At 62.0% G+C, this 25,362-nt stretch carries 22 protein-coding genes; 20 read left to right on the forward strand and 2 right to left on the reverse strand.

The annotated features are described in order from the left end of the window. Positions 1–9: 9 nt before the first annotated feature. Together BMZ35_RS04550 and BMZ35_RS04555 are read left to right on the forward strand one after the other, a co-directional pair. Positions 10–1,827 carry a Na/Pi cotransporter family protein gene (locus BMZ35_RS04550; RefSeq protein WP_093091295.1) on the forward strand — a complete coding sequence of 606 codons (1,818 nt, stop codon included), beginning with the start codon at positions 10–12 and terminating at the stop codon, positions 1,825–1,827. Between the two features lies 1 nt (position 1,828). Continuing rightward, positions 1,829–2,104: a hypothetical protein gene (locus tag BMZ35_RS04555; RefSeq protein WP_093091297.1), complete on the forward strand. Its 276-nt coding sequence runs from the start codon at positions 1,829–1,831 to the stop codon at positions 2,102–2,104. Here the strand turns inward: BMZ35_RS04555 and BMZ35_RS04560 are convergent. Continuing rightward, on the reverse strand, positions 2,089–2,628 hold the full coding sequence (locus BMZ35_RS04560; RefSeq protein ID WP_093091299.1) for a PAS and helix-turn-helix domain-containing protein: 540 nt from the start codon (positions 2,626–2,628) through the stop codon (positions 2,089–2,091). The genes BMZ35_RS04555 and BMZ35_RS04560 overlap by 16 nt on opposite strands. Positions 2,629–2,801: 173 nt before the next feature. Here BMZ35_RS04560 and BMZ35_RS04565 point away from each other — a divergent pair, with 173 nt between their 5' ends. The 18 genes from BMZ35_RS04565 to BMZ35_RS04650 all read left to right on the forward strand — a co-directional run bounded on the left by BMZ35_RS04565 (position 2,802) and on the right by BMZ35_RS04650 (position 24,447). Further along, entirely contained in the window at positions 2,802–4,106 is a 1,305-nt protein-coding gene (locus BMZ35_RS04565) for an acetylornithine deacetylase/succinyl-diaminopimelate desuccinylase family protein (protein ID WP_207502894.1), read from the forward strand. 26 nt (positions 4,107–4,132) lie between these two features. Continuing rightward, positions 4,133–5,617 carry an ABC transporter substrate-binding protein gene (locus tag BMZ35_RS04570; protein ID WP_093091301.1) on the forward strand — a complete coding sequence of 495 codons (1,485 nt, stop codon included), beginning with the start codon at positions 4,133–4,135 and terminating at the stop codon, positions 5,615–5,617. A 61-nt stretch (positions 5,618–5,678) separates the two neighbouring features. Beyond that, positions 5,679–6,086, forward strand: a complete 408-nt coding sequence (locus BMZ35_RS04575) for a (R)-mandelonitrile lyase (RefSeq protein ID WP_207502896.1) — start codon at positions 5,679–5,681, stop codon at positions 6,084–6,086. A 6-nt stretch (positions 6,087–6,092) separates the two neighbouring features. Further along, the gene (locus BMZ35_RS04580) at positions 6,093–7,040 is read left to right on the forward strand and encodes an ABC transporter permease (protein WP_093091303.1); all 948 of its coding nucleotides are present in this window, start codon (positions 6,093–6,095) and stop codon (positions 7,038–7,040) included. Beyond that, a complete protein-coding gene (locus tag BMZ35_RS04585) occupies positions 7,037–7,858 on the forward strand; it encodes an ABC transporter permease (protein ID WP_093091305.1) in 822 nt (273 codons plus the stop codon). Before BMZ35_RS04580 ends, BMZ35_RS04585 begins: the two co-directional genes overlap by 4 nt. After that, on the forward strand, positions 7,855–9,450 hold the full coding sequence (locus BMZ35_RS04590) for an ABC transporter ATP-binding protein (protein ID WP_093091307.1): 1,596 nt from the start codon (positions 7,855–7,857) through the stop codon (positions 9,448–9,450). The genes BMZ35_RS04585 and BMZ35_RS04590 overlap by 4 nt, the downstream gene beginning before the upstream one ends. Further along, positions 9,447–9,923, forward strand: coding sequence for a hypothetical protein (locus BMZ35_RS04595; protein ID WP_093091309.1), 477 nt, complete (start codon positions 9,447–9,449; stop codon positions 9,921–9,923). Before BMZ35_RS04590 ends, BMZ35_RS04595 begins: the two co-directional genes overlap by 4 nt. Further along, positions 9,913–11,364 carry an aldehyde dehydrogenase family protein gene (locus tag BMZ35_RS04600; protein WP_093091311.1) on the forward strand — a complete coding sequence of 484 codons (1,452 nt, stop codon included), beginning with the start codon at positions 9,913–9,915 and terminating at the stop codon, positions 11,362–11,364. Before BMZ35_RS04595 ends, BMZ35_RS04600 begins: the two co-directional genes overlap by 11 nt. A gap of 90 nt (positions 11,365–11,454) precedes the next feature. Further along, the gene (locus BMZ35_RS04605; protein WP_093091313.1) at positions 11,455–12,198 is read left to right on the forward strand and encodes an SDR family oxidoreductase; all 744 of its coding nucleotides are present in this window, start codon (positions 11,455–11,457) and stop codon (positions 12,196–12,198) included. A 173-nt stretch (positions 12,199–12,371) separates the two neighbouring features. After that, entirely contained in the window at positions 12,372–12,956 is a 585-nt protein-coding gene (locus BMZ35_RS04610; RefSeq protein WP_093091315.1) for an ANTAR domain-containing response regulator, read from the forward strand. Further along, positions 12,953–14,128, forward strand: a complete 1,176-nt coding sequence (locus BMZ35_RS04615) for an ABC transporter substrate-binding protein (protein WP_093091317.1) — start codon at positions 12,953–12,955, stop codon at positions 14,126–14,128. The genes BMZ35_RS04610 and BMZ35_RS04615 overlap by 4 nt, the downstream gene beginning before the upstream one ends. A 268-nt stretch (positions 14,129–14,396) precedes the next feature. After that, positions 14,397–15,761, forward strand: a complete 1,365-nt coding sequence (locus tag BMZ35_RS04620; protein ID WP_093091319.1) for a CmpA/NrtA family ABC transporter substrate-binding protein — start codon at positions 14,397–14,399, stop codon at positions 15,759–15,761. A 68-nt stretch (positions 15,762–15,829) separates the two neighbouring features. Continuing rightward, positions 15,830–16,912 (forward strand): ABC transporter permease, encoded by a 1,083-nt coding sequence (locus tag BMZ35_RS04625; protein ID WP_093091321.1) that lies wholly within the window; start codon positions 15,830–15,832, stop codon positions 16,910–16,912. 6 nt (positions 16,913–16,918) lie between these two features. Next, positions 16,919–18,604, forward strand: a complete 1,686-nt coding sequence (locus BMZ35_RS04630; RefSeq protein ID WP_093091323.1) for an ABC transporter ATP-binding protein — start codon at positions 16,919–16,921, stop codon at positions 18,602–18,604. Positions 18,605–18,609: 5 nt separating this feature from the next. Next, positions 18,610–19,035: a globin family protein gene (locus BMZ35_RS04635; RefSeq protein WP_093091325.1), complete on the forward strand. Its 426-nt coding sequence runs from the start codon at positions 18,610–18,612 to the stop codon at positions 19,033–19,035. Continuing rightward, positions 19,032–21,476 carry a nitrite reductase large subunit NirB gene (gene nirB, locus BMZ35_RS04640; protein ID WP_093091327.1) on the forward strand — a complete coding sequence of 815 codons (2,445 nt, stop codon included), beginning with the start codon at positions 19,032–19,034 and terminating at the stop codon, positions 21,474–21,476. Before BMZ35_RS04635 ends, nirB begins: the two co-directional genes overlap by 4 nt. Then, a complete protein-coding gene (gene nirD / locus BMZ35_RS04645) occupies positions 21,473–21,805 on the forward strand; it encodes a nitrite reductase small subunit NirD (protein ID WP_093091329.1) in 333 nt (110 codons plus the stop codon). The genes nirB and nirD overlap by 4 nt, the downstream gene beginning before the upstream one ends. Continuing rightward, positions 21,805–24,447, forward strand: a complete 2,643-nt coding sequence (locus BMZ35_RS04650) for a nitrate reductase (RefSeq protein WP_093091331.1) — start codon at positions 21,805–21,807, stop codon at positions 24,445–24,447. The genes nirD and BMZ35_RS04650 overlap by 1 nt, the downstream gene beginning before the upstream one ends. Before the next feature lies 1 nt (position 24,448). Here the strand turns inward: BMZ35_RS04650 and BMZ35_RS04655 are convergent, their stop codons facing one another. Then, positions 24,449–25,285 (reverse strand): alkaline phosphatase family protein, encoded by an 837-nt coding sequence (locus BMZ35_RS04655; RefSeq protein WP_093091333.1) that lies wholly within the window; start codon positions 25,283–25,285, stop codon positions 24,449–24,451. Positions 25,286–25,362 lie beyond the last annotated feature (77 nt).

Here is a 25,362-nt window from a genome sequence, read left to right on the forward strand (position 1 = left end):
GGCGCTGATTTGAACCGATCCATTCCTGTCCTTCTGGCGTTGGCCCTCCTGTTGATCGGGTTCTGGGTCTATCCCGACATTCAGGAAATCGCCGCAGGTCTCGCCATGTTCCTTCTGGGCATGTCGCTTCTGGAGCAGGGGTTCCAGAATTTCTCAGGCGGTGGTCTCGAACGCATATTGGAACGGTCCACCGCTTCCACGCCCAAGGCATTGGGCCTTGGCATCGTGGCCACGGCACTCATGCAGTCGAGTTCGCTGATCACCGTGATCACCATTTCCTTCCTCAGCGCGGGCATGATCACCCTGTTGGGTGGCATAGGGATCATCTTTGGCGCCAATATCGGCACCACCACGGGCGCATGGCTGATTGCGGGGATCGGGCTCAAGATCGACATTGCCGCCTATGCGCTGCCGATGATTGCAATATCCGGCGTGCTTGGTTTTGCCCCCGGCAAGTATCTCGAAGGCACGGGGCGCGTCCTTGGCGGCATCGGCTTTTTGTTCCTTGGAATCTATTTCATGAAGGAAGGTTTCGACGAGATCAGTGGCCAGATGGACCTTGCCAGTCTTGCCATGACCGGCGTTGCGGGCCTGATCGTCTATGCCATCGTCGGTGCGCTCATGACCGTGGTCATGCAATCCAGTCACGCCACCATGGTTCTTGTCATCACCGCTCTGGCCGCCAGTCAGGTAACGTATGAAAACGCCCTTGCGCTGGCCATTGGCTCCAATGTCGGCACCACTGTCACGGCTCTGATCGGCGCCATTTCTGCCAATTACCAAGGGCGGCGCCTTGCCCTTGCCCATCTTCTTTTCAACGGCATCACCGCGACCGTCGCCCTGATCTTCATCGTCCCGCTCGCCTCCGCCGTACGTGAACTGAGCGACAGCGTGGGCATCGCCGAGGATGACTTCACATTGCGCCTTGCGATGTTCCACACGTTGTTCAACGTGCTTGGCGTCGGCCTTATGCTGCCTTTCGCCCGCCAGCTGGTGGGTTTTCTCGAACGTCAAATCCCGGAACCCAAGGTCGACATCTCGGTCCCACATTTCCTGAACGACGATGTACTGCTTTTCCCGGAAACCGCTGCCGAAGCGTTGCGCAACGAAACTCTGCATCTGCTCTCCAACACAACACGTCTTGTCGCCAGCGACATTGGCGTGACCGTCGAAGACCTGCGCAAATGCACCGACATCGCCGGCGACATCTCGACAAGCCTCTTCGCGCGCAGCCCCGGCATCACCTACGAAACCCGCGTCAAACCGCTTTATGGTGCAATCCTCAAATTTGCCGCCCGCCTGAACGCCTCCGAGCTGCCGCCACACATGTCCGACCACCTTTTTGACCTGCGCGAAGCCGCCGGGCGTCTGTCGCGTGCCGCCAAGGACGCCGAACACCTACGCCGCAACACCGAATTCTATGCCACCCACCCAAGCGGCAAGGCCTCACGCCTCTACAATGACCTGCGCGCCCAGATCAGCCGCATTCTGATCGAGCTTGACGCGATGTCCGAGGCTGACCCCGAGACACGCTCAAGCCTCTGGCTCGATGATGAACGTGTCGAGATCCGCCGCCATCGCTCCGCCCTCACGGAAGAGGTCGAACAGGCGATCCGCGACGAACGCATTTCCACCACGGCTGCCACATCGTTTCTCAATGATGCGCGCACCGCACATCATCTCATGGACAACCTTCTCGAAGCCGCCCGGACCTGCTATGGAGAAACCGATCCGGCGCTTGCCGAGATCGAACAACTCCTGACCATCGAAGAAGACGAGGCCGAAGACATCGGCCAGTCACAGCATATCGCACAAAAGGAGGCCTGAAATGGTCATCCGCAAGTCAACACGCAAGCTAGACGACTACATCGCCCGCATTGGCCAGCCCGACGCCCCCCGTGTAAAACCGTCCCACGTCGCCAAAGTTCTCGCCAAGCTTGAAAAGAAGGAAGCCGACCTTCTCGAAGAAATCGCCGAGACGAAAAAGGCGGAACGGCAGGACCGTCTCCAATCCAAGCTAGAAGTCGTGCGCGAACAGATCCGCCGCGGCACCATCCTGTTCAATGAACTAAGCCCACCCGATCCGGATCAGGGCGCCAAATAGGTCAGCCGCCCCAGAAGCTCGGTTGCATTCTTTACACCAAAGCGCTTCAACAGGCGCGCCCGCACGTCTTCCACGGTGCGCGGACTCAGCCCCAATTCCCGTGCGATCTCCTTGCTTGTAAGACCGCGCCCCAACCCGCCAACCACCTGCCGCTCGCGCGGAGTCAGCGCCGCCGGCGGGCTGTCCGAGATCACCGCGAATGTCATGACAAGACGCGCCAGCGGCGTTTCGGGCACCAGCGCATGTGCCCTGAACCGACACCAGACCTGCGACCCGTCCCGCCGCCGCATCATCCGTTCGTCGCTATAGACATGCGCCGCCTGCAACGGGCCCAGACCGATATCGCGCACCCGCTCGAATTCCTCCTGCGACCCGTAAAGCACCCGGAACGACTGCCCAAGAAGCGCCTCCCGCCCATAGCCCAGCATTGCGGCAAACTCGGCATTGCAGGCCCGGATCACACGATCCTCGCTCAAAACGATCCCCACCGGGGCCGCGTCATAGGCCAACCTGTCCAGATCCATCCCAACCTCCTGCGCCCATACCGTACTCCTACGGTATTGATACCGTAGCACGCTCTGCGCCATGCTGACCATGTCCCGGCTGGCGCCCATGACTTTCTTTTTCCGAAAATACCCCCGCCGGAGGCATCCAACAGATAATCACGCTCCGTCGCGCAAAGATGACAAGGACCAGGATGACCCAGACGACCCCCAATCTTGACGCCCTGATGACCCGTATCGAGACCATGCGCGACGACCTGATTGCGTTGACACAGGACCTGATCCGCATCCCCACACTGAACCCACCCGGAGACTGCTACCGCGATATCTGCGACTACCTCGACACCCGGCTGACGCGTCACGGCTTTGATACCCAACTTGTACGCGCCCATGGCGCACCGGGGGACAGCGACAAATACCCCCGCTGGAACATCGTGGCGCGCAAGGAAGGCCGGCACGCGGGCGAATGCGTGCATTTCAACTCGCATATCGACGTGGTCGAGGTCGGTCATGGCTGGACCTTCGATCCGTTTGGCGGGGAAATCTCGGACGGCAAGATCTACGGGCGCGGTGCCTGTGACATGAAAGGCGGGCTGGCCGCCTCGATCATTGCCGCCGAAGCTTTCCTGCAGGAGTTTCCAGACTTTGCCGGAGCCATCGAAATCTCCGGCACGGCAGACGAGGAATCCGGGGGCTATGGCGGCGTTGCCCATCTCGCGGAGCAGGGGTTTTTTGCCCCCGAACGTGTCCAGCACGTGATCATCCCTGAACCGCTGCACAAGGACCGCATCTGCCTTGGTCACCGCGGCGGCTGGTGGGCGGAAATCGAAACCTTCGGAGAGATTGCTCACGGTTCCATGCCTTTCCTCGGAGACTGCGCCGTGCGCCATATGGGCGCCGTGCTCGACAAGTTCGAAAGCGACCTTTTCCCGGCCATGGCCGCGCGCCACACCGACATGCCCGTGGTCCCCGAGGGCGCGCGCTCCTCGACCATGAACATCAACTCGATCCATGGCGGCCAGCCCGAGCAAGACCCGGACTACACCGGCCTTCCGGCGCATTGCGTACCCGACAGTTGCCGCATCGTGATCGACCGCCGTTATCTTGCCGAGGAAACCCATGCCGGGGTCTCGGGCGAAGTCGAGTCCATCCTGCGCGACCTTGAAAAAAGCCGTGAAAACTTTCGCTTCGCGATGCGCGAGATCAACCACGTCGCCCCCTCGATGACGGACCGAAACGCCCCCGTGGTCTCGACCGTGGATCGCTCGATCACCGAGATTCTCGGGAAATCGCCGGAATATGTCGCCTCTCCGGGCACTTACGACCAGAAACATATTGATCGCATCGGCAAGCTGAAGAACTGTATTGCCTATGGACCGGGCATTCTGGAACTGGCGCACAAGCCGGACGAGTATATCGGCATCGACGACATGATCGATAGCGCCAAGGTCATGGCCCACAGCCTGACGCAGCTTTTGCTGCCTCAAGGTGACGACTGAAAAAGACATAACAGGGAGACAAACCAATGCGTTTTCAAACCGGAAAGCTGGCCATGGCCAGTGTTTTCGCCCTCATGGCCGGGATTGGCGCGGCACAGGCACAGGACGACATCACCGTCGCCATGCAACTCGAACCTCCGCATCTCGATCCGACCTCCGCAGCCGCGCAGGCCATCGACTCGGTGGTTTACATCAACATCTTCGAAGGCCTGACCCGCTTCATGGATGACGGCTCCATCGTGCCCGCACTGGCCAAAAGCTGGGACATTTCCGAGGACGGCCTGACCTATACGTTCATGCTGAATGACGGCGTGACGTTCCATGACGGCACCACGTTGGATGCCGAGGACGTGAAGTTCAGCCTCGACCGCGCGCGCGCCGAGGACAGCACCAACGCCCAGAAGGCTTTGTTTGCAGCGATTTCCGAAGTCACCGTCGTCGACCCGATGACCGTGAAACTCACACTCTCAGAACCCAACGGCAACATGCTCTTCAATCTCGCATGGGGCGACGCCGTGATCGTCGCGCCAGAGAGCATCGAAAATATCAAGACCAATCCGGTCGGCACCGGCCCCTACAAGTTCTCGAACTGGGTTCAGGGCGACCGGATCGAACTGATGGCCAATGACGGCTACTGGGGCGACGCGCCAGCGATCAAGTCGGCCACCTTCAAATTCATCTCCGACCCCACCGCCGCCTTCGCTGCAATCATGGCCGAAGATGTCGACGTGTACCCCAACTTCCCTGCCCCCGAAAACCTGCCGCAACTCGAGGCGGACCCGCGTTTCAAAGTCCTTCGTGGGTCATCCGAGGGCGAAACCATCCTGTCGACCAACAACAAGATGCCGCCTCTGGATAACGTCAAGGTCCGCGAGGCCATCGCCCACGCCATTGACCGGCAAGCCATCATCGACGGCGCCATGTTCGGCCTGGGCACGCCCATCGGCACCCATTTCGCGCCGCATCATCCCGACTATGTCGACCTGACCGCCATCTCGGCATACGACCCCGAGCTGTCGAAAAAACTGTTGGCCGAGGCCGGATACCCTGACGGCTTTACCACCACGCTGAAACTACCGCCCCCCTCCTATGCACGCCGCGGTGGCGAGATCATCGCAGCACAGTTGCGCGCCGTCGGCATCCAGACCGAAATTTCCAACCTTGAATGGGCGCAATGGCTGGAGCAGGTCTTCCGGGGCAAGGATTACGGCCTGACTATCGTCAGCCATACCGAACCCTTCGACATCGGCATCTACGCCCGACCCGACTACTATTTCCAGTATGACAACCCGGCCTTCCAGGATCTGATGGCCGAACTCAACAAGACAACCGATCCCGCCATGCGGTCCGAAATGCTTGCCAAAGCACAGACGATCATCTCGGAAGACTACGTCAACGGCTATCTCTTCCAGCTTGCCTGGCCATCGGTCGTCCGCACCGAAATCGACGGGGTCTGGCAGAATGCGCCCACGGCGGCCATTCCGGTTGCTGAAATGAGCTGGGCTGACTGACCCGGGAACAAGAACAGGCAGGGGTCCCATACCGGGGCCCTGCTTTCGGAAAGGGCTCCCCATGATCGACATCATCCCCGCAGGCACCACGCCAAGCCGCCAGGGCTCCGCCGAGTATTTCACCGGCAATGTCCGACTTGATGTCGTGACCGAGAGCCGTCCCCCCGCAAGCATTTTTGCCGCGCGGGTTACCTTCGAACCCGGCGCGTGCACCGCTTGGCACACCCATCCTGTCGGCCAGTTGTTGCATGTCCTGTCCGGCTCCGGCCTCGTTGCCCTGCGCGGCGAAGCCCCGCGCGTGATCCGCCCCGGCGACAGCGTTTGGATCGAACCCTACGTCGAACACTGGCACGGCGCAGCCCCTGACACCGCCATGGAGCATATGGCGATACAGGAAACCCGTGACGGAAACGGCGCCGACTGGCTCGAACATGTCACCGAGCAAGACTACCTGACGCCGCCCACCTGACCCGACATGCTCCGCTATTCCCTCAAACGCCTCGCATCGCTGGTGATCAGCCTTGCCATCGCCTCGCTGGTAATCTTCCTCGTGATCGAGGTCGCCCCCGGCGATCCGGCCTCCTATATGCTTGGCATCAACGCCCAGCCTGAAACCGTTGCCGCCCTGCGCGCTGAACTGGGGCTCGATGTGCCCAAGGCCGAACGCTACCTGAACTGGGTCGGTGGCATGGTGCAGGGTGATTTCGGCACCTCCTATACCTATCGCACCCCCGTCGGCCAGATGATTGCCGATCGCATGTGGGTGTCACTTCCGCTGGCGCTCTACGCGCTCACACTTTCGACCCTTATCGCCTTCCCTGCGGGCATCTACGCCGCCGCACGCCGGGGCAAGCCCGGAGACATGGCGGTGATGGGCGCGACGCAACTGGGTGTCGCCGTTCCGAACTTCTGGTTCGCGATGATGCTGGTTCTGGTCTTTGCCATCAACCTGCGCTGGTTCTCTGCGGGCGGGTTCCCTGGCTGGGACAAGGGCTTCTGGCTTTCGATGAAATCCCTCACCCTGCCCGCCATAGCACTTGCCCTGCCGCAATCCGCCATCCTCGCCCGCGTCATGCGCTCATCGCTGCTCGACATCCTCTCCGAAGACTTCATGCGCACCGCCCGCGCCAAAGGCCTCTCGCGCCGTCAGGCACTCTGGCGCCACGGGTTGCGCAACGCCCTGATCCCGGTTCTGACCATCATCGGCCTGCAGTTTTCCTTCTTGCTCGCGGGCGGCATCATCATAGAACAGGTCTTTTTCCTGCCCGGCCTTGGCCGCCTCATCTTTCAGTCAATCTCGGCCCGAGACCTGATCGTGGTGGAAAGCGTCGTCATGCTGTTGGTATTCTCGGTAATCCTCGTCAACTTCCTCGTCGATCTGGCTTATGCCGCCGTCGACCCCCGTCTGAGGTCCCGCACATGATCCGCTCGCGCAACCTCTTCATTGGCGGCACCCTTTGCTTTGTCGTCGTTGCGGCGGCGCTGCTCAGCTTTGTCTGGACGCCTTACGACATCACCCAAATGGACATCCCCAACAAGCTGCAGAAACCAAATGGCATCCATTGGTTCGGCACCGACCATTTCGGGCGCGACATCTTCTCGATGATCATGATCGGTGCGCGCACTTCGCTTGCCGTGGCCATCGTCGCCGTAGGTATAGGCATGGGCCTCGGCGTGCCCCTCGGCCTCTGGGCCGCCGCCAACAAGGGCGGCTGGATCGACGAGATCATCATGCGCGGCAACGACCTGATCTTTGCCTTCCCCAGCCTCGTGATCGCCATCCTGATCACCGCCGTGATGGGGGCCAGCGCTCTGAATGCGATCATCGCGATCGGCATCTTCAACATCCCGGTCTTCGCCCGCCTCACCCGCTCCGGCGCCCTGTCGCTCTGGGAGCGCGAGTTCATCCTCGCCGCCCGAGTCGCTGGCAAATCCAAACCCCGGATCAGCGCCGAACACATCCTGCCCAACGTCGCCAACCTGCTGATTGTCCAAGGCACGATCCAGTTTTCCCTCGGCATCCTCGCCGAGGCGGGCCTCTCCTATGTCGGCCTTGGTGCGCAGCCGCCCACGCCCTCGTGGGGCCGGATGCTGGCCGATGCCCAAACCATGGTGAGCTTCGCGCCCCACCTCGCCCTCGTTCCCGGCCTCGCCATCGTTACTGCGGTTCTGGGCCTCAACCTTCTGGGGGATGGCCTGCGCGACCTGCTCGACCCGAAAATCCGCGTGGTGCGCTCATGAGCCTGCTGACTGTCGACAACCTCTCGCTTAGCATTGGGGATTTCTCGATCCTGCGCGATGTGTCCTTTTCGATCGAACCCGGCGAAATCGTCGCCGTTACTGGCGAAAGCGGCTCTGGCAAATCAATGACCGCCTTTTCCGTGATGCAACTCCTGCCCGAGCGGGCAAAGTCAACTGGCCAAATCCGCCTTGAAGGCAAGGACCTCCTGTCCCTTAGCGAGCCACAGCTTTGCGCCATCCGCGGCAACGATATCGGTATGGTGTTCCAGGAACCAATGACCGCCCTCAACCCAGTGAAAACCATTGGTGCGCAGGTGATGGAAACCATCCTGATCCATACCGACATGACGCCCGCGCAGGCCGAGGAGCAAGCCCGCGACATGCTCACCCGCGTCGGCCTGCCGCCTGACCGTTTCCCGCTCTCGCGCTATCCCCACGAACTCAGCGGCGGCCAGCGCCAGCGCGTCGTCATCGCCATGGCCATCGCCCTGCGCCCCAAGCTCCTGATCGCGGACGAACCCACTACCGCGCTCGACGTCACCACGCAGGCGCAAATTCTCGACCTGCTCAAGGAGCTGGTGGCCGAGTTTGGCATGGGGCTGATGATGATCACCCACGATCTGGCCGTGGTCTCCGACATGGCCGACCGGATCATCGTGATGCGCCATGGCGAGATCGTGGAACAGGGCGAAACCCGCGCGCTGTTTGCCGACATGAAACACCCCTACACCCGCGCCCTGTTCGAAGCCTCGGGCCATCAGGTCGACCTGCCCGACGCGCCCGACGGGCCCGACCCAATCCTTCAAGTCACAAACGCCATCCGCGATTATCCTCTGCCCCGCACCCGCCTGTTCGCGCCTCGCGAACACCATCGTGCGGTCAACGACATCACGTTCACCATCCACCACGGCGAACGCGTCGGCCTTGTGGGCGAGTCGGGATGTGGCAAATCCACCCTCACGCGCGCCATCCTTGGCCTCGAACCGCTGCAATCCGGCAGCATTACCGCCTTCGGACATACCGTCGGCCCCGCCATGAACCCGGCCCTGCGCTCGGGTCTGCAAGTCGTGTTTCAGGACCCATACGGCAGCTTCAACCCCCGCCACAAGGTCGCCCGCATCGTCACCGAACCCTTCCATCTGCTGCCCGATCCGCCCACCGGCACCGCGCGTGACACGGCCATTGCCGAAGCCCTCACCGCTGTCGGCCTCAAACCCGAAGACGCGCAGAAATACATCCACGAATTTTCCGGCGGCCAGCGCCAACGCATCGCCATCGCCCGCGCCCTGATCATCCGCCCGGAACTGATCATCTTTGACGAAGCCGTCTCGGCGCTCGACGTCTCGATCCGCGCCCAAATCCTAGACCTGATCGCTGATCTCTCCCGCTCCCACAATCTCTCCTACCTCTTCATCTCGCATGACCTTTCGGTCGTACGCACCGTGACCGACCGCGTGCTGGTGATGAAGTCCGGAGAGATCGTGGAACAGGGCGACACCAAGGAGGTCTTTTCCAACCCGCAACACCCCTACACCCAAACCCTGATTGCCGCCGCACCCGTGCTGCCACAGGTCGGCAAGGGGGCCGCATGACATCAAAGCTTTCCCACATCCGGGCAGACGATCTCTCGATCTTCCAGAATGCGCTCGCCACCTATCTTGCCGAAGTTGCGCCCGACGCGGATCTGTCGGCGACCCCCATCGCGACCCGCGCGCTCAGCGAACCGGACCATATCAGCCTCTGGATATTGCAAGACGACACCCGGATCGGGTTCGCCATCCTGCGTCAAACCGCGACCAACTCCCGCCAGTTGCGCGAGTTCACCATTTTCCCTCCGCATCGCCGCAAACACCTTGGCCGAGACGCCGCGCACCTCCTTTTTGCGACCTATCCCGGCGCGTGGTCCCTCAGCGTCGCCGCCAACAGCCCGCACGCCGGTGCCTTCTGGCGCGCCACCCTGAACACCCTTCCCAGCGCTTCGGGTTTACGTGAGCTCGCGCCCGAACTGCCCACCCAATCCCACAAACTCGCATTCACAATGCTCGGAGATAGCAATGCTGCCTGACCTCTGGTTCGACCCGTCCCTCTGCCTGATCAACGGCGCTTGGGTGCCGCCCGCCTCGGGTGACACGCTCGACCTCGTCAACCCTTCGGACGGAAGCACCCTCTGTGCCATCGCGCGCGGCACATCTCCGGATATCGACGCCGCCGTCGCCGCCGCACAGGCTGCACGCATGGGCGACTGGGGCCGCTTTACCGCCGCCGAACGGGGCCGCGTCCTGACGCGCCTCGGACAACTGGTTCTCAACCACACCGACACGCTTGCCCTGCTCGAAGCGCTCGACGTTGGCAAACCCCTGACCCAGGCCCGCAACGACGTGATCGCACTCGCCCGCTACTGCGAATTCTACGGCGGTGCGGCGGACAAGGTACATGGCGAAACCATCCCCTATCTCGACGGCTACACCGTCTACACCATCCGCGAACCCTATGGCGTCACCGGTCACATCGTGCCGTGGAACTACCCGATGCAGATCATCGGTCGTTCGGTTGGCGCGGCGCTCGCCATGGGCAACGCCTGCGTGTTGAAACCCGCCGAAGAAGCCTGCCTCACCGCCCTCGCCTTTGCCGATCTGGCTCAGCAAGCCGGCCTGCCCGCTGGCGCACTCAACGTCGTTCCCGGCCTTGGCGCCGAGGCGGGGGCTGCACTCTCCGAACATCCCGGCATCCAGCACATCTCTTTCACCGGCTCCGTCGCCACCGGCAGCCTCATTCAAGCGGCAGCGGCCAAAAACGTCGTCCCCGTCACACTCGAACTCGGCGGCAAATCCCCGCAACTGGTCTTTTCGGACGCCGACCTCGACGCCGCCCTGCCCTTCCTCGTGAACGCAGGCATCCAGAACGCCGGGCAAACCTGCTCCGCCTCCTCGCGCATCCTTGTCCAGCGCCCCGTCTATGACCAGGTCCGCGCCCGCATGAGCACCGCCTATGGTAAACTGCGCGCCGCCCCCGCCACTGATAACCTTGAACTCGGCCCCCTGATCTCCACCCGCCAGCAACAGATCGTGCAAAGCTTCCTCGACAAGGGCGCAGACCTTGAAACCGCCGCCACCGGCGAGATCGTCTCCAACGCTCCGACCAACGGCGCCTATATCGCCCCGACCCTCTTTGCCGATGTCTCCCCCAACCACGCGCTCGCGCAACAGGAAATCTTCGGCCCCGTACAGGTGCTCATCCCGTTTGACACAGAAGAAGAGGCGCTCGAAATCGCCAACGGCACCGAATACGGCCTCGTCGCCTCGGTCTGGTCGCAAAACGGCGCCCGCCAGATGCGCCTCGCCAGGCAACTCCGCTCCGGCCAGGTTTTCCTCAACAACTACGGCGCAGGCGGCGGGGTCGAACTGCCCTTCGGTGGCACCGGCAAATCCGGCCACGGACGTGAAAAAGGTTTCGAAGCCCTCTTTCACTTCTCCCAACTCAAAACCGTCGCCGCCCTGCACGGATAGACACAACACCCACTCTTCATTTTGCCAGAAATACTCCCGCCGGAGGCTCCGACAGATCGGCCCGGCACAGCATCCAAGAGGACCAATCCCATGCGTCTTGCCAACAAAACCGCAATCATCACCGGAGGCGCCCAGGGCTTCGGTGCCGGTATCGTCGACAAATTCCTCGCTGAGGGTGCCCGCGTCATCGTTGCCGACATCAACACCGACGCGGCCCAGCGCAAGGCGGGGGAACATGACAATGCCAGCCCCTGCAGCGTGAACGTCGCCGATGGCGACAGCGTTCAGTCGATGATCGACGGCGCGCTAAGCCAATGGGGTCATATCGACATTCTGGTCAATAACGCGGGCGTCACGCACCTCCCCGCACCCATGGAAACCATCTCGGAGGGCGACTTTGACAAGGTCTTCGCGGTGAACTGCAAATCCATCTACCTTCTGGCCCGCGCCCTCGTGCCCCACATGAAACAACGCGGGCAAGGCGCCATCCTCAACGTCTCGTCCACGGCGGGTCTGTCGCCGCGCCCCAACCTCAACTGGTACAACGCTTCCAAGGGCTGGGTGAATGTCGCCACCAAGACCATGGCCGTCGAGCTCGCTCCCTTCGGCATCCGCGTCAACGCCCTGAACCCCGTCGCCGGGGAAACCCCGCTCCTGAAGTCCTTCATGGGCGAGGACACGCCCGAGATGCGCGCCAAATTTCTTGCAACCATCCCGCTCGGACGCTTTTCCCAGCCCGAAGACATGGGCAACGCCGCCGCCTTTCTTTGCTCGGACGAAGCCAGCATGATCACCGGTACGCTGATGGAGGTCGATGGCGGACGCTGCATCTGACACGCCTGAAATGCTGCGCCTGCAAAACACACCGCGCCCAAAAAACCGCCAAGCCGGCAAAACCCGCCAATAATTCAGGCATTCTCCTGTCGCGTCCTACCTGCGATCTGGCACGGGCGCGACGGGCAGCCTACCACGGTCCAAAGACCCCAAGTCAGGACCGTGTCCCGCCCGTGCCCAGCCAACTCACCATCCTGGTCGTTGAACCCGACAAGACCCGCGCCGAAGCTATCATCGACAGCCTTGCCGCGACCGGAGACCACCAGATTCGCGTGCTGGCCGGACATACCGGACTGGCCCGATCCGTGGCCGAGATGAACCCCGATATCGTACTGGTCGACGTTACCAACCCGTCGCGCGACGTGATCGAGGAGCTCACCCTTGCCTCCTCGCCGTTGGAGCGCCCGGTGGCGATGTTCGTCGACCGCTCGGATGACAGCATCACAAAGGCCGCAATAGAAGCCGGCGTCTCGGCCTATGTCGTTGACGGGCTGCGCGCCGATCGCATCCAGCCGGTGATGGATGCCGCCATCGCCCGGTTCCACATGTTCAGCCGGATGCGCGCGGAACTCGAAGCAACCAAGCGCGCGCTGGAAGAGCGCAAGATCATCGACCGCGCCAAGGGTATTTTGATGCGCGCCCGCGGCCTTTCCGAAGACGAGGCCTACGCCCTGATCCGCAAGACAGCCATGAGCCAGGGCAAGAAGATCGCCGAGGTCGCCCAGGCTCTGGTCACGGCATCGGAGCTTCTGTCATGAGGATACAACCGCTGACCGTCGGCTTCATGCCCCTCGTCGACGCCGCCCCGCTGATCATTGCCCGCGAGTTGGGTTTCGCGGAGGAAGAGGGGCTTGCCCTGACCCTGCAATCCGGCCCCTCGTGGTCCACCCTTCGGGATCGCTTGGTGCTTGGTCAGATCGAAGCTGCCCATATGCTCGCCCCGGTCCCCGTTGCCATGGCGCTTGGACTTGGTGGAATCACCACGCCGCTCGACGCGCTCTCCGTACTCTCGGTCAATGGCAATGTCATCGGCGTCTCCAACCAGATCGCCGCCCGGCTCCGAGATGCCGGTTTCACCCCGGACTTTAGGAACGCAGCCGCCACGCGCGAGGCCCTGACCTCGGTCAGTGGCGCCCTGCGTCTCGGCGTGCCATTCCCCTTCTCCATGCACGCCGAACTTCTGCATTACTGGCTTGCCGGCGGCGGCAACACCGACCCCAAGGCACTTGATATCCGCACCATCCCGCCCCCCCTGATGGCCGAAGCCATCGCCGCGAACGAAATCGACGCCTTCTGCGTCGGAGAACCCTGGGGGTCGATCACGGTCGAAAACGGTGGCGGTGAGCTTCTCCTGCCAAGCAACGCCATCTGGAAATTTGCACCGGAAAAGGTTCTGGCCGCCCGTACCGACTGGACCGCCGCCAACCCGGAACTGACCGGGCGCCTGATGCGTGCCGCCTGGAAAGCAGCGCGTTGGCTGAGCGATACATCCAAACGCTCCACTGCGGCCGATATCCTTGCGTGGCCTGAATATCTCGGCCTGCCTGCCGAAATCCTCGAACGCTCCTTGAGCGGACATATGATCCTGTCCCGACACTCCCCTGTGCGCCATGTTGACCGCATGGTTGTCTTTCACGACGCAGCGGCTACCTTCCCGTGGAAGTCTCAGGCCGCATGGATCGGCGCCCGCATGGCACAGCGTTTTGGCCTCGATCCCACAAACGCCGCCCACAAGGCCACTGAGGTTTTTCGCACCGATCTCTACCGCCAACACCTCGCCCCGCTTGGCGTCGACATGCCCGGGGCCTCCGGCAAGGTCGAAGGCGCTCTGGCGCTGCCGACGCCCGTCGCCTCGGACAACGGCACCCTGATTCTGGGGCCAGATGCGTTTTTTGATGGCCGTGCTTTTGATCCCACACCCTTCGGCTGATCAAAAATTGTGCACTCGCAGCGAGAAAATGCGGCAGCGCAGAAAAATCACCTCCCAACCCGCCAAACCCGCTTGCACCGCGTCCCAACCCGCGTCCTAATGATCCCAAGCCGAGGCAATGGCGTCTCGCATCTCCCATCCTCCCCGCTGCCGGGGAACGCCGAGCAAAGCCGCTCGACCGCCTGTGAACACCACAGGGCTGGTCAGCGGCTTTTTTGTTTTCCGCCCCCTCCTCCACTCCCGGGGCCCACCAAAAGGAACATGCACCATGAAACGCATCGCCTCTCTCCTCGCGGCCACCACCATGCTGGTATCCCCTGCCATGGCACAACTGGACCTTGAAAAGGACGAACTCACCTTCGGCTTCATCAAGCTCACCGACATGGCACCGCTCGCCGTGGCCTATGAACAGGGCTTCTTTGATGACGAGGGCCTGTTTGTCACATTGGAAGCACAGGCCAACTGGAAGGTGCTTCTGGACGGCGTGATCGATGGCCAACTCGACGGCGCGCACATGCTCGCCGGTCAGCCGCTTGCCGCAACGATCGGCTTCGGCACCGAGGCGCATATCATCACCCCCTTCTCGATGGATCTGAACGGCAACGGCATCACCGTGTCCAACCAGATCTGGTCGGAAATGAAACCGCACATCCCACATGACGACGCGGGCAAGCCAATCCATCCGATCTCGGCAGCCTCGCTGAAGCCGGTGGTGGAAAAATACAAATCCGAAGGCAAACCCTTCAACATGGGCATGGTCTTCCCGGTCTCGACCCACAATTACGAGCTGCGTTACTGGCTGGCCGCTGGCGGTCTTGAGCCCGGCTACTACTCGCCCGAGAACATCACTGGCCAGATCGGCGCCGACGTTCTCCTCTCAGTAACACCGCCGCCGCAAATGCCCGCCACGATGGAGGCCGGCACGATCTACGGCTACTGCGTGGGTGAGCCGTGGAACCAGCAGGCCGTCGCCAAGGGCATCGGCGTACCAGTGATCACCGATTATGAACTCTGGAAGAACAACCCGGAAAAGGTCTTCGGCATCACCGCTGAATTCGCGCAAGAATACCCCAACACCACACTCGCGGTAGTCAAGGCCCTGATCCGCGCGGCGATCTGGCTCGATGAAAACGACAATGCCAACCGCATGGAAGCGGTCGAGTTGCTGAGCCAGCCGGAATACGTCGGCGCTGACAAGGACGTGATCGCCGCTTCGATGACCGGCACCTTCGAATATGAAAAAGGCGACGTGCGCGAAGTGCCCGACTTCAACGTCTTCTTCCGCTACAACGCGACTTATCCCTACTATTCGGACGCGGTCTGGTACCTGACCCAGATGCGCCGCTGGGGCCAGATCGCCGAGGCCAAATCGGACAGCTGGTATGACGAGGTCGCCAAGTCGGTCTACAAGCCCGAGATTTATCTTCAGGCCGCCAAACTGCTGGTCGAAGAGGGGCTCGCCAACGAAGCTGACTTCCCGTGGGACAGCGATGGCTACAAGGCGCCAACCCCGGCAGGCGATATCATCGATGGCATCGCTTATGACGGCAAGACGCCCAACGCTTATCTCGACAGCCTGCCGATCGGTTTGAAAGGCGACCAGAAAGTCGTCGGTACGGAAATCCAAGGGTAACGGTGCGTGATCTCACGCACCTCCCCCTTGCTCTCATTTGGCCAAGCCACTCCCACAAGGACCGCCCCATGACCGCGATTGATCCCCAAGCCCTTGCCGATGAAGAACGCGAAGCCCGTCGCGCCCGCCTCTTCACCCGCATCAACAAGGCCGACACCTGGTTCCAGGTTCTGGGCCTGAGCTTCATCACCCCGATCCTTAAAGCCGTCGCAGGCGACAACCCGCGCGCACAGGCTGCGGAAATCTGGCGCCTGCTCGGTGTCCCGGTTCTGGCGATCTGCTGCTTCCTCTTCGCCTGGGCCAGCCTTGCCCCCACCGTGCAAACCTCGCTCGGCGCGGTCCCCGGCCCGTCTCAGGTCTGGGCCGAGGCCGTCAACCTGCATGAAGACGCCAAGGCCAAGGGCGCCAAGGAGCAGAAATTCTATGACCGGGTCGAAGCCCGCAACCAGAAATTCATCGACAAGGGCGAGCCCGAAAAGGTCAAGCAAATCGCCTATACCGGCGCGCCCAGCTACTACGACCAGATCTGGACTTCGATCAAAACCGTCTTCTTCGGCTTCCTGATCGGATCTCTCGTCGCCATCCCCCTCGGCATTCTCGCGGGCCTCTCGCCCTACGCCAACGCAGCCATCAACCCCTTGATTCAAATCTTCAAACCGGTCTCACCGCTCGCGTGGCTGCCAATTGTCACGATGATCGTCTCGGCCACCTATACGGTCGATGACGGGCTATTTTCCAAATCCTTCCTGAACTCGGCCATCACCGTGACGCTCTGCTCGCTCTGGCCGACCCTGATCAACACCTCGCTTGGCGTGGCCTCGATCGACAAGGACCTCGTGAACGTCTCCAAGGTTCTGAAAATGAACACCTACACCAAGATCACCAAGCTGGTGCTGCCCTCGGCCCTGCCCCTGATCTTCACTGGCCTGCGCCTGTCGCTGGGTGTTGGCTGGATGGTGCTGATCGCCGCGGAAATGCTGGCCCAGAACCCCGGTCTTGGCAAATTCGTCTGGGACGAATTCCAGAACGGTTCCTCCTCCTCGCTGGCCAAGATCATGGTGGCTGTCTTCACCATCGGCATCATCGGCTTCCTTCTCGACCGCCTGATGTACGCCATCCAGTCGCTCTTTACCTTCTCTTCGAACCGGTGATCCGTCATGAGCATTCTCAAGTTCGATAACGTCTCCAAAGACTTCGGTGAGGGCACCGCCCGCACCGAGGTTTTGAAAAACATCACACTCGACGTGCAGGAAGGCGAATTCCTCGTCCTGCTCGGCTTCTCCGGCACCGGCAAGACCACGCTGATCAACCTCATGGCGGGGCTCGAACAGCCCACCAAGGGCAACGTCACCTTCAAGGGCACGCCCATCACCGGCCCCGGCCCCGAGCGCGGCGTGATCTTCCAGAACTACTCGCTGATGCCTTGGCTCACGGTGAACGGCAATGTCATGCTCGCGCTCGACTCGGTCTTTCCCAACATGCCCAAGGCCGAGAAAACGGCGACAGTCGCCAAATATGTCGACATGGTCGGTCTCTCCCACGCCGCAACCCGCCGTCCAGCCGAACTGTCGGGCGGCATGCGCCAGCGGGTCAACGTGGCCCGCGCGCTGGCCATGAACCCCGAAATGCTGCTTCTGGATGAACCGCTGTCGGCGCTCGACGCGCTCACCCGCGCCAATCTGGCTGATGAGATCGAGCATATCTGGGAAGCCGACAAAAAGACATGCGTGCTGATCACCAATGACGTGGACGAGGCCATCATCCTCGCCGACCGAATCATCGCGCTGAACCCGGACGGCACCCTTGGCGAAGAGTTCGCCGTTTCCATACCGCGACCCCGCGACCGGATGGAGATGAACCACCACGACGGGTTCAAGAAACTGCGCGCCGACATCACCACCTACCTGATGGATGTGGGGATCGAGGCCAAGGTCGACATGGCACGCGAACTGCCAAACGTCACGGCGATCCACAACCTGCCCAAGGCGCAGGCAGATGTGAAAGCCACCCAGTCCCTGCGCACCGACCGCTATCTCGAGTTCTCGCAACTGCACAAGATCTACCCGACGCCCAAGGGACCGCTCACCGTGGTCGAAGATTTCGATCTCAAGCTGAACAAGGGCGAATTCATTTCTCTGATCGGCCATTCAGGCTGCGGCAAATCCACGGTTCTGACCATGGCGGCGGGCCTTAACGACATCTCCAAGGGGGTCATCAACCTTGACGGGCGCGGCGTTGTCGGTGCCGATCCCGAACGCGCCGTGGTGTTCCAGTCGCCCAACCTCTTCCCGTGGCTGACCGCGCGTGAAAACTGTGCCATCGGGGTCGACAAGGTTTACCCCCGCGCCTCCCAGGCCGAACGGCAGGACGTTGTGGAATATTACCTTGAACGGGTCGGCCTTGCCGATGCGATGGACCGCCCCGCGCATTCCATGTCCAACGGTATGAAACAGCGCGTCGGGATCGCCCGCGCCTTTGCCCTCTCGCCCAAGCTCCTCCTGCTGGATGAACCCTTCGGCATGCTCGACAGCCTGACGCGCTGGGAACTGCAAGAGGTGCTGATGGAAGTCTGGGACCGCACCAAGGTCACAGCGATCTGCGTCACCCATGACGTCGACGAAGCCATTCTTTTGGCCGACCGCGTGGTGATGATGACCAACGGCCCACAGGCCACCATCGGCAAGATCGTCGATGTCGACCTGCCGCGCCCGCGCACCCGCAAGGCGCTGCTGGAACATCCCGACTACTACAAATTCCGCCAGGAAGTGCTCGATTTCCTCGAAGAATACGAGCACGGTGCCAAGCCGAAACCCAAACCGGCACCAGCCATCGCAGCGGAGTAACCGACATGAACGACACCCAGATTTCTTTGGTCCAGAACAGCTTTGCCAAGGTCGCGCCCATCGCGCCCCAAGCGGCAGAGATCTTCTATGCCCGCCTCTTTGAAATCGCCCCCGAGGTGAAACCCTATTTCACCGGCGACATGGGCGATCAGGGCATGAAGCTGATGACCACGCTGGGTGTTGTCGTGAACGGGCTGCGCGATCTGGACAAGATCGTCCCGGTCGCGCGCGAACTGGCCATCAAGCACGTCGAGTACGGCGTTCAGGCCAAGGATTACGACCCCGTGGGAGCAGCGTTGCTCTACACGCTCAAAACCGGGTTGGGTGACGATTTCGACGCTGAAACCGAAGCCGCCTGGACCACTGCCTACACGACCCTCGCGGGCGTGATGAAAGACGCCGCATATCCGGCGGAAACAGGGGAAACATGACAGAGAAACTGATCATCATCGGGGCCGGCATGGCCTCGGGCCGAGCGCTCGAACATCTGTTCGAGCAGGCCCCCGACGCCTATGACGTCACCCTCTTCAACGCCGAGCCGCGCGGCACCTATAACCGCATCATGCTCTCGCCCGTGCTCTCCGGCGACAAGACATTCGACGAGATCGTCACCCACACTGCCGAGTGGTACGAAGAAAACGGCGTCACCTGCCGCTTTGGCGAAAAGGTCATCGCCATCGACAAAACGGCCAAGACCGTCACCTCACAAAACGGCGATGTGCTGCCTTATGACAAGCTCGTCATCGCCACTGGCTCGGCCCCGTTTATCATCCCGCTTCCCGGTCATGATCTTGATGGCGTGATTGCGTATCGCGACCTCGAAGACACCAACGCCATGATCGCCCTTGGCGACAAGCCCGACGCCAAGGCGGTTGTCATCGGCGGCGGCCTTCTGGGTCTCGAAGCGGCCGCTGGCCTCAAGGCACGCGGCGTCGACGTGACCGTGGTCCACATCATGGGCCACCTGATGGAACGCCAGCTTGATGAGGCTGCGGGATACCTTTTGCGCAAGGCGCTGGTTGACAAGGGCATCACCGTGAAATGCTCGGCCAATTCCAAGGAAATCCTTGGCGAAAACGACCACGTCAAGGCACTGCTGCTGGATGACGGCACCGAACTACCCTGTGACCTGCTTGTCATGGCCGTTGGTATCCGCCCCGCCATCGGCCTTGCCGCCGACGCGGGCCTTGCCTGCGGTCGCGGCATTCATGTCGACGACCAGATGGTGACTTCAGACGCCGACATCCTGTCGCTTGGCGAATGCGTCGAACACGACGGCAATATCTTCGGCCTCGTCGCGCCGCTCTATGATCAGGCCAAGGTGCTCGCCAAAACCCTTCTGGGCGAAGAGGCGGCGTTCAAGAACAAGGAAGTCTCGACCAAGCTCAAGGTCACCGGCTGCGATCTCTTTTCCGCCGGCGACTTTGCCGAAGGTGAAGGGCGCGAAGACATCGTCTTCCGTGACCCGGCACGCGGCGTCTACAAGCGTCTCGTGATCGAAGACAACCGCATCGTCGGCGCCGTGATGTACGGCGACACGGCAGACGGAAACTGGTTCTTCGGCCTGATCAAGGACGGCACCGACATTTCCGAAATGCGCGACACGCTGATCTTTGGCCCTGCCTACCAAGGGGGGGCCGCCGTGGACCCTATGGCGGCCGTTGCAGCCTTACCGGCTGACGCAGAAATCTGCGGCTGCAACGGCATTTGCAAAGGTCAGATCGTCGACGCCATCAACAACGGCGCCACCGACCTCGGCGCTATCCGCGCCACGACCAAGGCGTCCGCCTCCTGCGGCACCTGCACCGGGCTGGTGGAACAGGTTCTGGCGACCACGCTGGGCGATGACTTTGTCATGCCCGCCGCCGCCTCGGTCTGTGGCTGTACCGATCTCACCCACGAAGACGTGCGCCGCCTGATCAAGGCGCGCGAGTTGCAATCACAACCCGCCGTCTGGCAGGAACTCGGCTGGTCGACCCCTAACGGCTGTCATGTCTGCCGCCCGGCGATCAACTATTACCTGCTTGCCGACTGGCCGCTGGATTATGCAGACGATCCGCAAAGCCGCTTCGTCAACGAACGCAACCACGCCAACATCCAAAAGGACGGCACCTATTCTGTGGTGCCGCGCATGTGGGGCGGGATCACCACGCCCGAAGAACTGCGCGCCATTGCCGATGCTGCCGACAAATACGCGGTGCCCACGGTGAAGGTCACGGGCGGTCAGCGCATCGACCTTCTGGGTGTGAAAAAAGAAGACCTTCCTGCGATCTGGTACGATCTCAACCAGGCCGGACTGGTCTCGGGCCACGCCTACTCCAAGGGGCTGCGCACCGTGAAAACCTGCGTCGGCTCGGATCACTGCCGCTTTGGCACACAAGACAGCACCGGGCTTGGCATCAAGCTGGAAAAACACCTCTGGGGCTCGTGGACACCACACAAGCTCAAGCTTGGCGTCTCTGGCTGCCCGCGCAACTGCGCCGAGGCCACCTGCAAGGATATCGGCGTCATCTGCGTGGACTCAGGTTACGAGATTTCCATCGCAGGGGCCGCCGGCATGGAGGTCAAGGAAACCGAGCTGCTCTGCAAGGTCGCGACCGAAGAGGAGGCGATCGAGGTGATCTCGGCCATGACCCAGATCTACCGTGAACAGGCCAAGTATCTCGACCGTATCTTCAAATGGGTCGCCAAGGTCGGTCTCGACTGGGTCAGGGAACAGGTCGTCGACGATCTCGAAAACCGCAAAGCCTTGGCCGCGCGCTTCGAGATCTCGCAATCCGTCTACCGCACCGACCCCTGGGCCGAACACGCCCGCGAAAAGGCGGCCACATACCACCCCATCGCCAACCTGAAACTGGAGGCTGCAGAATGAGCTGGATCGACATTGGTTCCATCGACGACATACCCCTGCGCGGCGCGCGCATCGTGAAAACCGAACAGGGCTGCGTCGCCGTCTTTCGCACCGACGACAACGAGGTCTTTGCCACTTCGGACCGCTGCCCGCACAAGGGCGGCCCCCTTTCCGAAGGCATCGTGCACGGGCGCAAAGTGACCTGCCCGCTGCACAACTGGGTGTTCTCCCTTGAAACAGGGCAGGCCCAAGGCGCCGATGAGGGCCAGATTGCCACCTATCCGACGCGTATCCTTGATGGCCGCGTGATGCTCGACGGAACCCTTCTCACAGCCGAGGCCGCCGCCTGATGAAAGACCTTGATCTGATGCCCGCCAACGCAACCTGTACCACCTGTCCCTATTGCGGCGTCGGCTGCGGGGTGCTGGCATCGCCGGATGGCGCGGGCAGGCTCAAGATCAAGGGCGACCCGGCCCACCCGGCCAACCAGGGGCGGCTGTGTTCAAAAGGGTCGGCGCTCGGCGAAACCGTCGATTCCGACGGTCGTCTTCTCGCGCCGCAGATCGACAACCGTTCCGCAAGCTGGGACGACGCGCTCGATCTGGTCGCCACCCGGTTCAAGGACACCATCGCCAAACACGGGCCGGATGCGGTGGCCTTCTACGTCTCGGGTCAGCTTCTGACCGAGGATTATTACGTCGCCAACAAACTGATGAAAGGCTTCATCGGTTCCGCCAATATCGACACAAACTCCCGCCTCTGCATGGCCTCCACCGTCGCGGGCCACAAGCGCGCCTTTGGCACCGACACCGTGCCCGGCACTTACGAAGACCTCGAACTCGCGGACCTGATCGTTCTGGTCGGCTCAAACCTCGCCTGGTGCCACCCCGTCCTCTACCAACGCATCGTCGCTGCCAAAAATGCGCGCCCGAACATGCGCATCGTCGTCATCGACCCGCGCCGCACCGCCACAACCGATATCGCAGACCTTCACTTGCAAATCACGCCCGGCACGGATGTGGCCCTGTTCAACCGGCTGCTCTCGGAAATCCATCAACAAGGCGCGGTCGATGCCGATTTTGTCTCCAAGCACGTCACCGGATTCAGCGACACGCTCGACGCGGCCACCTCCGCCGATGCCGGCGTTACCGGCCTTTCCCATGCCGACCTCACCCAGTTCCTGAACCTCTGGGTGCGCACGGAAAAAACCGTCACCATCTTCTCCCAAGGCGTGAACCAATCCGCTCAAGGCACTGACAAGGTCAACGCCATCCTGAACTGCCACCTTGCCACCGGACGCATCGGCCATCCCGGCATGGGACCGTTTTCCGTCACCGGGCAACCCAACGCCATGGGCGGGCGCGAGGTGGGCGGGCTGGCCAATATGCTCGCCTGTCACCTAGATATCGAAAATCCGGATCACCGCGCCCTTGTCGGCGGCTTCTGGTCGGCGCCCGCCATGCCGGAACAGCCCGGCCTCAAGGCGGTCGACATGTTCCGCGCCGTGTCCGACGGCCGGATCAAGGCGCTCTGGATCATGTGCACCAACCCCGCCGTGTCCCTGCCCGACGCCGATTTCGTACGCGACGCCATCGCGGGCTGCGATTTCACCGTGGTCTCGGACCTGACCAACACCACCGATACCGCGCGGCTTGCCGACGTCGTCCTTCCTGCAACCGGCTGGGGCGAAAAGGACGGCACCGTCACCAATTCAGAACGCGTGATCTCGCGCCAGCGCGGTGTGCTGCCCGCGCCGGGACAGGCGCGCCACGACTGGGATATCATCGCGGATGTAGGGCGCCGCATGGGTTGGCAGAATGCCTTCGACTATTCCTGCCCGGCCGAGATATTCCGCGAATACGCCGCCCTGTCCAGCCTTGCCGCCGCGCAAGGAAAAGACTTCGACATCTCCGGTCTCGCCGAGCTTTCAAATTCGGAATACGACGCCCTGCGCCCAACACGCTGGCCAGTCTCGCGCCGCGATAGGCCAGCGGGCCGGATGTTCGCGGATGGCCGCTTCTTCACCGCCACAGGCCGCGCCAACATGCTGCCAGTGGAACAGGCGACCATGGAACCGTCCACGCCACGGCAATATCGCCTCAATACAGGCCGTATCCGCGACCAATGGCACACCATGACCCGCACCGCCCGCGCGCCCCGGCTCAACCAGCACTACGGCGAGCCCTTCCTTGAAATCCATCCCGAAGACGCGCTGGCCCTTGGCCTGAAGCCCGCAGAACTCGCGCTGGTGACCAGCGACCACGGCACCGCCGTGCTGCGCGTGCTGATCACAGATCGCACACGCCCCGGCACGGTCTTTGCCCCAATCCATTGGACCTCGGAATACGCCTCAGCCGGGCGCATCTGCACCGTTGTCCCGGCCATCACCGATCCGGTCTCCGGCCAGCCCGACAGCAAGGCAGCCGACGTGTTAATCGCACCCTACGCCCCCGCATGGTACGGGTTCGCCGTTTCAACCACCAAGCTTGATCCCAAAACCGATTACTGGGCCACCGCCCGCCACATCTCCGGCTGGCGCAGCGAGTTGGCCGGACTGCAAACGCCTGAAAACTGGGAGGATTTCGCCCGCGCCCTCTTCAACACGCCAAACGCGGAAATCTCTTCGGTCATCGACCCGTCCAAATCCACCGCCCGCATTGCCCTGCACGAAAACGGCGTCCTGATCGGTGCGCTCTACGCCGCGCCCGAACCCGTCGCCGTGGCCCGCTCCCATGTCGCCGCCCTGCTCGGAGATCCCGGTTCTGCCGCCCTCGCCGGACGCCCCGGCGCGGACCAGCCCGACCCCGGCGCCACGGTCTGCGCCTGTTTCAACGTCGGCGTGAACACCATTGTCTCCGCGATCGCCGAACAGAACCTGCTCAGCGTCGAAGCTATCGGCGAAGCGCTCGAAGCGGGCTCGAACTGCGGCTCCTGCCGCCCGGAACTCGCCTCATTGCTCAACGCCACTTTGGGTCAGGCCGCTGCGGAATAAGCTACGACAGGAACGACTGCGCTTTCATCGTGTCGGGCACCGGCACGCCCAACCGCCCCAGGATCGTCGGGGCAAGCTGCAGCTGGTGCAACACCGTGTCCTCGGGCGGGCCATCCCCGTCCCCAAAGTAATAAAGTGCGAACTCCTGCTGCAACGCCCCGCGTCCGCCATGATGGCCCCGGTCATCCTGCCCGTGATCGGCGGTGACAATCACTTCGTACCCGGCTGCACGCCACTTGGGGATGAACGGCGCCAGCATCTCGTCCATCACGAAACACGCATGGTCCATCTCGTGGCTTTCATGCTGGAACCGGTGCCCCATACTGTCGAGCGTACAGGTATGCAGCATCCCGTAATCCAGCCCGAACCGCAGACACAGGTTGGTCAGCGTCGCAAACAGGTCGACATCCGAAGGCGTCATCTGGTTGGCCGCACCATAGCCCGTCATCGTGTGGAACCGCCCGTGGTTGATGGTCTCGCTACCCGGCTCGTCATACTCGATATCGCGCACGTAATCGAAGGGATGCCGGTTGAAGAACTCCGACCAGAAGCTGTGTGCCACCGCTCCGGTAATCCCCCCAACCTTACGCACTTCGCTAAACACATCCGGCTGGCTGATCCGGAACACGTTGCCATTGCCGGTGCAGCCATGCTCCTGCGGTGTCACCCCGGTGTGGATCGAAGCATAACAACTGGCCGATGTTGAAGGCAGAACCGCCTGCATCCGCCACTTCTTCGCCATGCCTGTCTCGACCCAGCCTTCAAGGTTTCCAAAGAGCCGCCCCCAATTGCGCCAAGGCACCCCGTCGAGGATGATCAGCAATAGCTTTCCGTTCATAGTCATGCTCCATGCACAAAGAAAGGGCGCTCCCACGCCCCTTCATTTTGCCCAAAATACTCGCGCCGCAGGCACCA

The sequence above is a fragment of the Shimia aestuarii genome (assembly GCF_900114635.1).
Taxonomy (GTDB): Bacteria; Pseudomonadota; Alphaproteobacteria; order Rhodobacterales; family Rhodobacteraceae; genus Shimia; species Shimia aestuarii.

Excerpts from the sequence above, each read along its gene's own strand:
- BMZ35_RS04555 (WP_093091297.1), top strand. The coding sequence starts at position 1,829 with ATGGTCATCCGCAAGTCAACACGCAAGCTAGACGACTACATCGCCCGC.
- BMZ35_RS04560 (WP_093091299.1), bottom strand. The coding sequence starts at position 2,628 with ATGGATCTGGACAGGTTGGCCTATGACGCGGCCCCGGTGGGGATCGTT.
- BMZ35_RS04565 (WP_207502894.1), top strand. The coding sequence starts at position 2,802 with ATGACCCAGACGACCCCCAATCTTGACGCCCTGATGACCCGTATCGAG.
- BMZ35_RS04570 (WP_093091301.1), top strand. The coding sequence starts at position 4,133 with ATGCGTTTTCAAACCGGAAAGCTGGCCATGGCCAGTGTTTTCGCCCTC.
- BMZ35_RS04575 (WP_207502896.1), top strand. The coding sequence starts at position 5,679 with ATGATCGACATCATCCCCGCAGGCACCACGCCAAGCCGCCAGGGCTCC.
- BMZ35_RS04580 (WP_093091303.1), top strand. The coding sequence starts at position 6,093 with ATGCTCCGCTATTCCCTCAAACGCCTCGCATCGCTGGTGATCAGCCTT.
- BMZ35_RS04585 (WP_093091305.1), top strand. The coding sequence starts at position 7,037 with ATGATCCGCTCGCGCAACCTCTTCATTGGCGGCACCCTTTGCTTTGTC.
- BMZ35_RS04590 (WP_093091307.1), top strand. The coding sequence starts at position 7,855 with ATGAGCCTGCTGACTGTCGACAACCTCTCGCTTAGCATTGGGGATTTC.
- BMZ35_RS04595 (WP_093091309.1), top strand. The coding sequence starts at position 9,447 with ATGACATCAAAGCTTTCCCACATCCGGGCAGACGATCTCTCGATCTTC.
- BMZ35_RS04600 (WP_093091311.1), top strand. The coding sequence starts at position 9,913 with ATGCTGCCTGACCTCTGGTTCGACCCGTCCCTCTGCCTGATCAACGGC.
- BMZ35_RS04605 (WP_093091313.1), top strand. The coding sequence starts at position 11,455 with ATGCGTCTTGCCAACAAAACCGCAATCATCACCGGAGGCGCCCAGGGC.
- BMZ35_RS04615 (WP_093091317.1), top strand. The coding sequence starts at position 12,953 with ATGAGGATACAACCGCTGACCGTCGGCTTCATGCCCCTCGTCGACGCC.
- BMZ35_RS04620 (WP_093091319.1), top strand. The coding sequence starts at position 14,397 with ATGAAACGCATCGCCTCTCTCCTCGCGGCCACCACCATGCTGGTATCC.
- BMZ35_RS04625 (WP_093091321.1), top strand. The coding sequence starts at position 15,830 with ATGACCGCGATTGATCCCCAAGCCCTTGCCGATGAAGAACGCGAAGCC.
- BMZ35_RS04630 (WP_093091323.1), top strand. The coding sequence starts at position 16,919 with ATGAGCATTCTCAAGTTCGATAACGTCTCCAAAGACTTCGGTGAGGGC.
- BMZ35_RS04635 (WP_093091325.1), top strand. The coding sequence starts at position 18,610 with ATGAACGACACCCAGATTTCTTTGGTCCAGAACAGCTTTGCCAAGGTC.
- nirB (WP_093091327.1), top strand. The coding sequence starts at position 19,032 with ATGACAGAGAAACTGATCATCATCGGGGCCGGCATGGCCTCGGGCCGA.
- nirD (WP_093091329.1), top strand. The coding sequence starts at position 21,473 with ATGAGCTGGATCGACATTGGTTCCATCGACGACATACCCCTGCGCGGC.
- BMZ35_RS04650 (WP_093091331.1), top strand. The coding sequence starts at position 21,805 with ATGAAAGACCTTGATCTGATGCCCGCCAACGCAACCTGTACCACCTGT.
- BMZ35_RS04655 (WP_093091333.1), bottom strand. The coding sequence starts at position 25,285 with ATGAACGGAAAGCTATTGCTGATCATCCTCGACGGGGTGCCTTGGCGC.